We start from the raw sequence: 5466 nt of genomic DNA, 5'->3' as shown, positions 1-5466 counted from the left end.
ATGCGGCTTGACAAATTTATTGTCATCTCAGACCTCGGAGAGAACCATATGCTACTTTTAACTTATGTAAAATTACCAAGGATTATGGAGAAGATATGCTGTTTTGATTTGTGTGAAAATTATTGTTGACTTATGTGCAATTAGAGAACCTAAGTCACTTTAGCTATATATAAAAGGTTTAAGTGGTTGTATTGATGTATCTTTGTATTAAAAAACACCCAATAAGCAGAGTTGTAAGTGGAATAAACCACAAAATGTAAGTGCTAGATTTTATAGGTGGTACGATTATAATTGAATTGCCGTAAGAATTTTTTAACTCTGAGATTATCTCTTCATCTGTGTATCCATCATTGATTTTTTTACGAATTGCTTCTCGCATATCATACGCGATCTGAGATCCAGATTCAGACAATGATTCGCCAGAACATATTGGACACCTTATTATTTCAAATAAACTGGTTGCTCGTTTTTCCATGCTTTTATCTCTGAGTTTATTATCCAGAGTAAAAGCGTTTACGCCTGAGTGGAATATCAATATGAAAAGTAAGCTAATTACTATTCTCATTCTTGGTTAATTGGATTATTTTACTGAGTTGGTTCATAAAATCAGTGATGGATAACTTTCCAATAAAGCTTGACCCTACATCATCATCGTACTTTATTGAAAATTGAATGCCATTATCAGTTGTTTTTTCTGATAAGGAAGGTACTAATTTTTCGAACGCATCTGAAGTTTTTGAGTCACCAATCATAAACGCGATTAATTCTTTATAATTTGATATAGCCACGTTGATTTTGTCTTTAAATGAATATGTAACTAAGTTGTAATTGTTTGCCCCACCATCTGCAGCAAAAGAAAAATTATTACTTTGAATCAAAAATTTCTCTATATTGAAATTAATTCTGGAAGCTGAGATGTAGTTTACAAATTCATAATCAAATTTAGTGTCGATACTAAGGTAACTTTCAGGACTTGCAGTATTTTTATACCGATAAGTATACAAATCAAATCCTAGCTTAGCATTTCCACTCAGTTCTTTATCGAGGTAAAATTGAATGTAATTACTTTTATCATTCACTTCAGTTATAACACTTTGCTGATTTTCTGAAACATCACATTTTAATCCATAATCTTCGTAACGAAGTGTATCTATATAGTCTATCACGGTACTATTTTTGTTGAATCGCAATGAAGATGGTAAATCGTTTAGTCTAACAACAAAGCGGCTGCTATCGTTTGTGTGGCATTTTATATTCTTTTTCTCATCACCATGAACAGCAATATTGACTTCATTGCTTGGTATGTAGATATATACTGATTTATCAAACAATCTATTTTTTATCAATAAAGCATCAGATGAGATGGTTAATTGCTCATTGGAAAATTTTGGGTTTGTCACACGGAAAATTAGGTTAGAAGGAAATCCACTAAAATCATGTGAAATATCAAATTTTTCGTCGTTAATGTATAGTATTGTTTCAGCTAAAAGATTTTTTACCTTACATGCAGAAAAATACCAAAAACCACTATACGCTACAGGAATAAACAAAAGTAAAGAGACGATAATATAGATAAAAATCTTACGCATGATTCCCCTGTTTATCTAATGATATGTTTCTTGTACCACTTGGTATGGTTACACACAAGCCGTCGATATCTTTTGTGATTTTTATTTGGCATCCAAGCCTCGACGTCTCTGTTAAGCCGAAAGCTAGGTCTAACATATCATTTTCCTCATCAGATATAGGGTTATGTATTTCTACAGCATTATAAAACTTTGGATCAACAATTACATGGCATGTAGAGCAAGCAAGAGAACCTTCACATGCACCTTCAAGCAGATCTGGATCACTTCTGTGGGCTAAATTGAGCAGAGTTTCTCCCTCTGCAGCTTCATAGCTTTTCTTACTCCCATCAGGTAAAATAAAAGTAACAGATGGCATATTATTCCTATTAAAATCCTTACTAATTTCTCTATATCCTACAGGTAATAACTAATATTTGCAAACTCTTTGCAATTCCAGTGCCTATATTTCTTGTTATCCAAGTAGCTCTTTGTTGTCATCCGAGTAGCTGACACTGGTTCCTTTATGACAGCAGTGCACTCTTCTTGTCATCCCAGTGCCCTGATTACTTGGATCCAGAAAAAAGAATGGTGTCATGCAAGTAGCCTCCTTCTCCTGTCATCCGAGTAGCTGACACTGGGATGACACCCCACTTAACCGTCATACTGCCGCGGTATCTCTTAGCCGCTAACAAGCAGCTGGATAACGAGCTTATCGTCACGCCGTCGCGAACCGTCATACCGCGATTCATTCGCGGTATCTCAGCCGCTAACAAGAGATCCCGCTAACAAGCAGCGGGATGACGATTGTCGTTTAGCCATAAATATTAAGAAATTTACCAAATGAAAAAAAAGGCAAAAGAAACCACGTGGTGGTTGGCTATTTACCATGTACTAAAATATCGGCGTTTTTTTTATTCTAAAACGCTTGATTAAGAGCGATTTAGCTGCTTTTAACTTGCAACTAACCTACACCGCAAGTGTTTAAGAAATTTACTAAGCAGGAAAAAAGGCAAAGAAACCGCGCAGTAGCTAGCATTCAAATTCTCCCTTGTCAATTTGACGTTTTTTACTGTCTTAAACGCTTTGTAAGCGCGTCTCGGCTTATACAGGTAAAAACCCAGATTTTTAAAGACATGCGATGCACGTAGTGCGAAAAATTAAACATGAGACGCCAAATACCCTAAGTTTTTTGTCATTAACCTGCACAGACTGCGAAGATAAATAAATAGCTTCAGTTTCATGATAAGGGGGCTGGCGGAGTTTGTCAAGGAAGTTTTTTGTTTCTATTGAATGACAGTTGTAACCTACGAAAGAAGTCTGTTGTAATTTGTACGATATCTTTATAAAATGGTTCGCATAAGTTATCTAGCAGTGCAACTAAACAAATATAAAAATCAAAACGTCGCGGTTTTTGGTCTTGGTAAAACTGGTTTATCCGCCATTAACGCTCTAACAAAGAGTGGTGCAAGAATATATGCATGGGATGATCATGAAGAGCAAATAGCAAATGCAAAAATGATGTATAAAAAATGTAATTTTATTCATCCCAAGGAATACAATTGGCATGAGATCAGTGCATTGGTTTTAAGCCCTGGAGTGCCAACAGAGCGACATTGGATAGTAAAACTTGCAAGGAGATTTGATTGCAAAATAAAATCAGACATTGAGCTATTTCTTGAAGCTAAAACTACGAACCAGAAGGTAATAGGCATCACAGGAACAAATGGTAAATCAACCACTACATCACTAATAGGGCACATATTAAAATCTGCAGGGAAAAAAGTAGCTATTGGTGGAAATTTAGGCGTTCCTGTTTTGGATCTAGAAAGAGATGCAGAAATTTATGTAATCGAACTCTCCTCTTTTCAATTGGAGTTGATGAATGAAATTAACGTGGACATTTCAGCACTGCTCAATATTACAGCAGATCACATAGATAGGCATGGAAGTATGGAGAACTACATAGCAACTAAATTAAAACTGATAAACGGTAGTGAGGTTACCGTAATAGGATGTGACAATGAGATTACTGCTGATATATTCAACAAATTCACTGGAGACAAAATTCCAATCTCAATAACATATTCCCCGATGTCATTCCAGCGCGTGACGCTGGAATCCAGAAAAGAAAAACCATTGCCAACTACTCAGATGACAGAGGGTGGTGCAAGAGATCTAATATCATTGGCAGGTAACAATTTGCTTGATTATATTGAACAGATTACTGGTATAGATCGAAATTATCTGGATCCCAGTGTCAGCTACTTGGATGACAAAAGGGGCACTGGGATCCAGAAGATCTCGTTAAAACTAGAGAATCATAGCTTATCAGTAAGCGACGTGAAAATAAACCTAATATCCAACGCAGAAAACATAGCAGCCACATATGCCGTATGTAAGGTACTTGGAGTAGATAGCAACACTATTATCAATGGAATCAAGTCCTTTTCAGGACTGAGGCATAGGAATGAACTGCTTGGCAAAATAAGAAATGTGTTTTTCGTGAACGATAGCAAAGCAACTAATGCAAAATCGAGCGAAAAGGCGATCTTATCTTATGAAAACATAAATTGGATCGCTGGTGGAAGAAGCAAAAAAGGTGGAATAGAATCATTAAGCAAGCATTTTACAAGGGTTAGAAAAGCTTTTCTTATTGGAGAATCAACCGAAGCTTTTGCAAATGTTATGGAGAATAAAGTAGATTATGTTAAATGTTGCAATCTAGAAGATGCATTCAGATTGGCTTTTGAAGAGGCCTTAAATAGCGCAGAAGAAGTAACAATATTACTTTCTCCCGCGTGTGCTTCTTTTGATCAATGGAAAAATTTCGAGGAACGTGGTGAAGCATTTTGTAGAATGTTTGAAAATCTCAGGTACAATCACACATGCTGTTTAGTATGATGTTGCGTGGAACAAAAGTTAATAATAGATAAGCTAATTGGGGTTATTCCATTTGAAGGGATAAGCGATGAAACCCTATTAAAGGTGTGCACTGACCTTAATCTAGCTAATAGCTTTTGCAAATTTCAGAATGGAATATATAGCGCTTTGGAGCACATAGCAGAGGACTTAAATAGCTCAATGGAAGCTGAATTAAGAAATTCTAATTTAGAAGATATGAAAGTGCGAGAGCGAGTAAAGTTAGCTATTCAAATACACCTTTCAAACTATGCTAAGCTACAGAATTATAGAGAACTTTTAAAAAATGTTTTATCATTCTCCGTATCACCAAAAAATACATATTTTTCTAGTAAACTTTTATACAGAACTATTAGTGCGATTTGGTATGGCATTCATGACCAATCAACAGATTTTAACTACTATACAAAAAGAGCAATATTAGCTGGAGTGTACTTAAGTACGATACTTTTTTTTATCAATGATTATTCAGAAGATTTTGTGGATACTTTATCGTTTCTTGATAACCGTATCAACAATGTTATGACATTTCAAAAATTCAAAACTCGCTTAAAAGGAATCATAGGAAATTTCTTATAAGCTATTGATTGTTGGTAGAAAAGTACTTGAGCACGATCCTGAAAAGGTTTGTGAAAATAAAAATATTCATGCTGATCATAAAGAACATTTAGTTTATCGTGAGGATAACAATGGTACAACAAAATACACCATTTACGAAGAAAAAGAAAATATAGCTCTTTTTACAATAATCCGAACAGACCGTAATATGCTACTGGCCTGCTATAGCCATAAACACATATCTTATCGCATTCGGACTATTATAAGAAAGGCTATAAATTTATTGAAGAAGCACATGAATATTTAATAGACTCTGAATTTAATAAAAATTTTGATCTAGGGCAGTACAGAATAAGTATAGCACTTCTCGCAATAGTCCGAATAGGATAAGATATGTGCTTATGGCTATGGTAGAGCAGTA

At 35.1% G+C, this 5466-nt stretch carries 5 protein-coding genes and 1 pseudogene; 3 read left to right on the top strand and 3 right to left on the bottom strand.

The window, feature by feature from the left end; genetic code table 11:
- Positions 1-178 precede the first annotated feature (178 nt).
- The 3 genes from OZD68_RS04660 to OZD68_RS04650 are packed head-to-tail and all read right to left on the bottom strand — an operon-like array spanning position 179 to position 1944.
- Positions 179-565, bottom strand: coding sequence for a cytochrome c-type biogenesis protein (locus OZD68_RS04660; protein ID WP_182309927.1), 387 nt, complete (start codon positions 563-565; stop codon positions 179-181).
- Positions 549-1589, bottom strand: coding sequence for a hypothetical protein (locus OZD68_RS04655; RefSeq protein WP_182309926.1), 1041 nt, complete (start codon positions 1587-1589; stop codon positions 549-551). The genes OZD68_RS04660 and OZD68_RS04655 overlap by 17 nt, the downstream gene beginning before the upstream one ends.
- A complete protein-coding gene (locus tag OZD68_RS04650) occupies positions 1582-1944 on the bottom strand; it encodes a ferredoxin family 2Fe-2S iron-sulfur cluster binding protein (protein ID WP_182309925.1) in 363 nt (120 codons plus the stop codon). Before OZD68_RS04650 ends, OZD68_RS04655 begins: the two co-directional genes overlap by 8 nt.
- Positions 1945-2915: 971 nt before the next feature.
- Here OZD68_RS04650 and OZD68_RS04645 point away from each other — a divergent pair.
- The 3 genes and pseudogenes from OZD68_RS04645 to OZD68_RS04635 all read left to right on the top strand — a co-directional run.
- A complete protein-coding gene (locus tag OZD68_RS04645; protein ID WP_182309924.1) occupies positions 2916-4469 on the top strand; it encodes a Mur ligase family protein in 1554 nt (517 codons plus the stop codon).
- A gap of 6 nt (positions 4470-4475) precedes the next feature.
- Positions 4476-5066 (top strand): COQ9 family protein, encoded by a 591-nt coding sequence (locus OZD68_RS04640; RefSeq protein ID WP_182309923.1) that lies wholly within the window; start codon positions 4476-4478, stop codon positions 5064-5066.
- Between the two features lie 22 nt (positions 5067-5088).
- A pseudogene (locus OZD68_RS04635) lies at positions 5089-5402 on the top strand (hypothetical protein); the annotation flags it as partial.
- Positions 5403-5466: the final 64 nt, after the last annotated feature.

Origin of the sequence: Wolbachia endosymbiont of Drosophila bicornuta (genome assembly GCF_028982105.1) — a bacterium.
GTDB classification, from domain to species: domain Bacteria; phylum Pseudomonadota; class Alphaproteobacteria; order Rickettsiales; family Anaplasmataceae; genus Wolbachia; species Wolbachia pipientis.
Note: the sequence above shows the minus strand (reverse complement) of the source record. Positions and strands in the feature narration are given on the sequence as shown.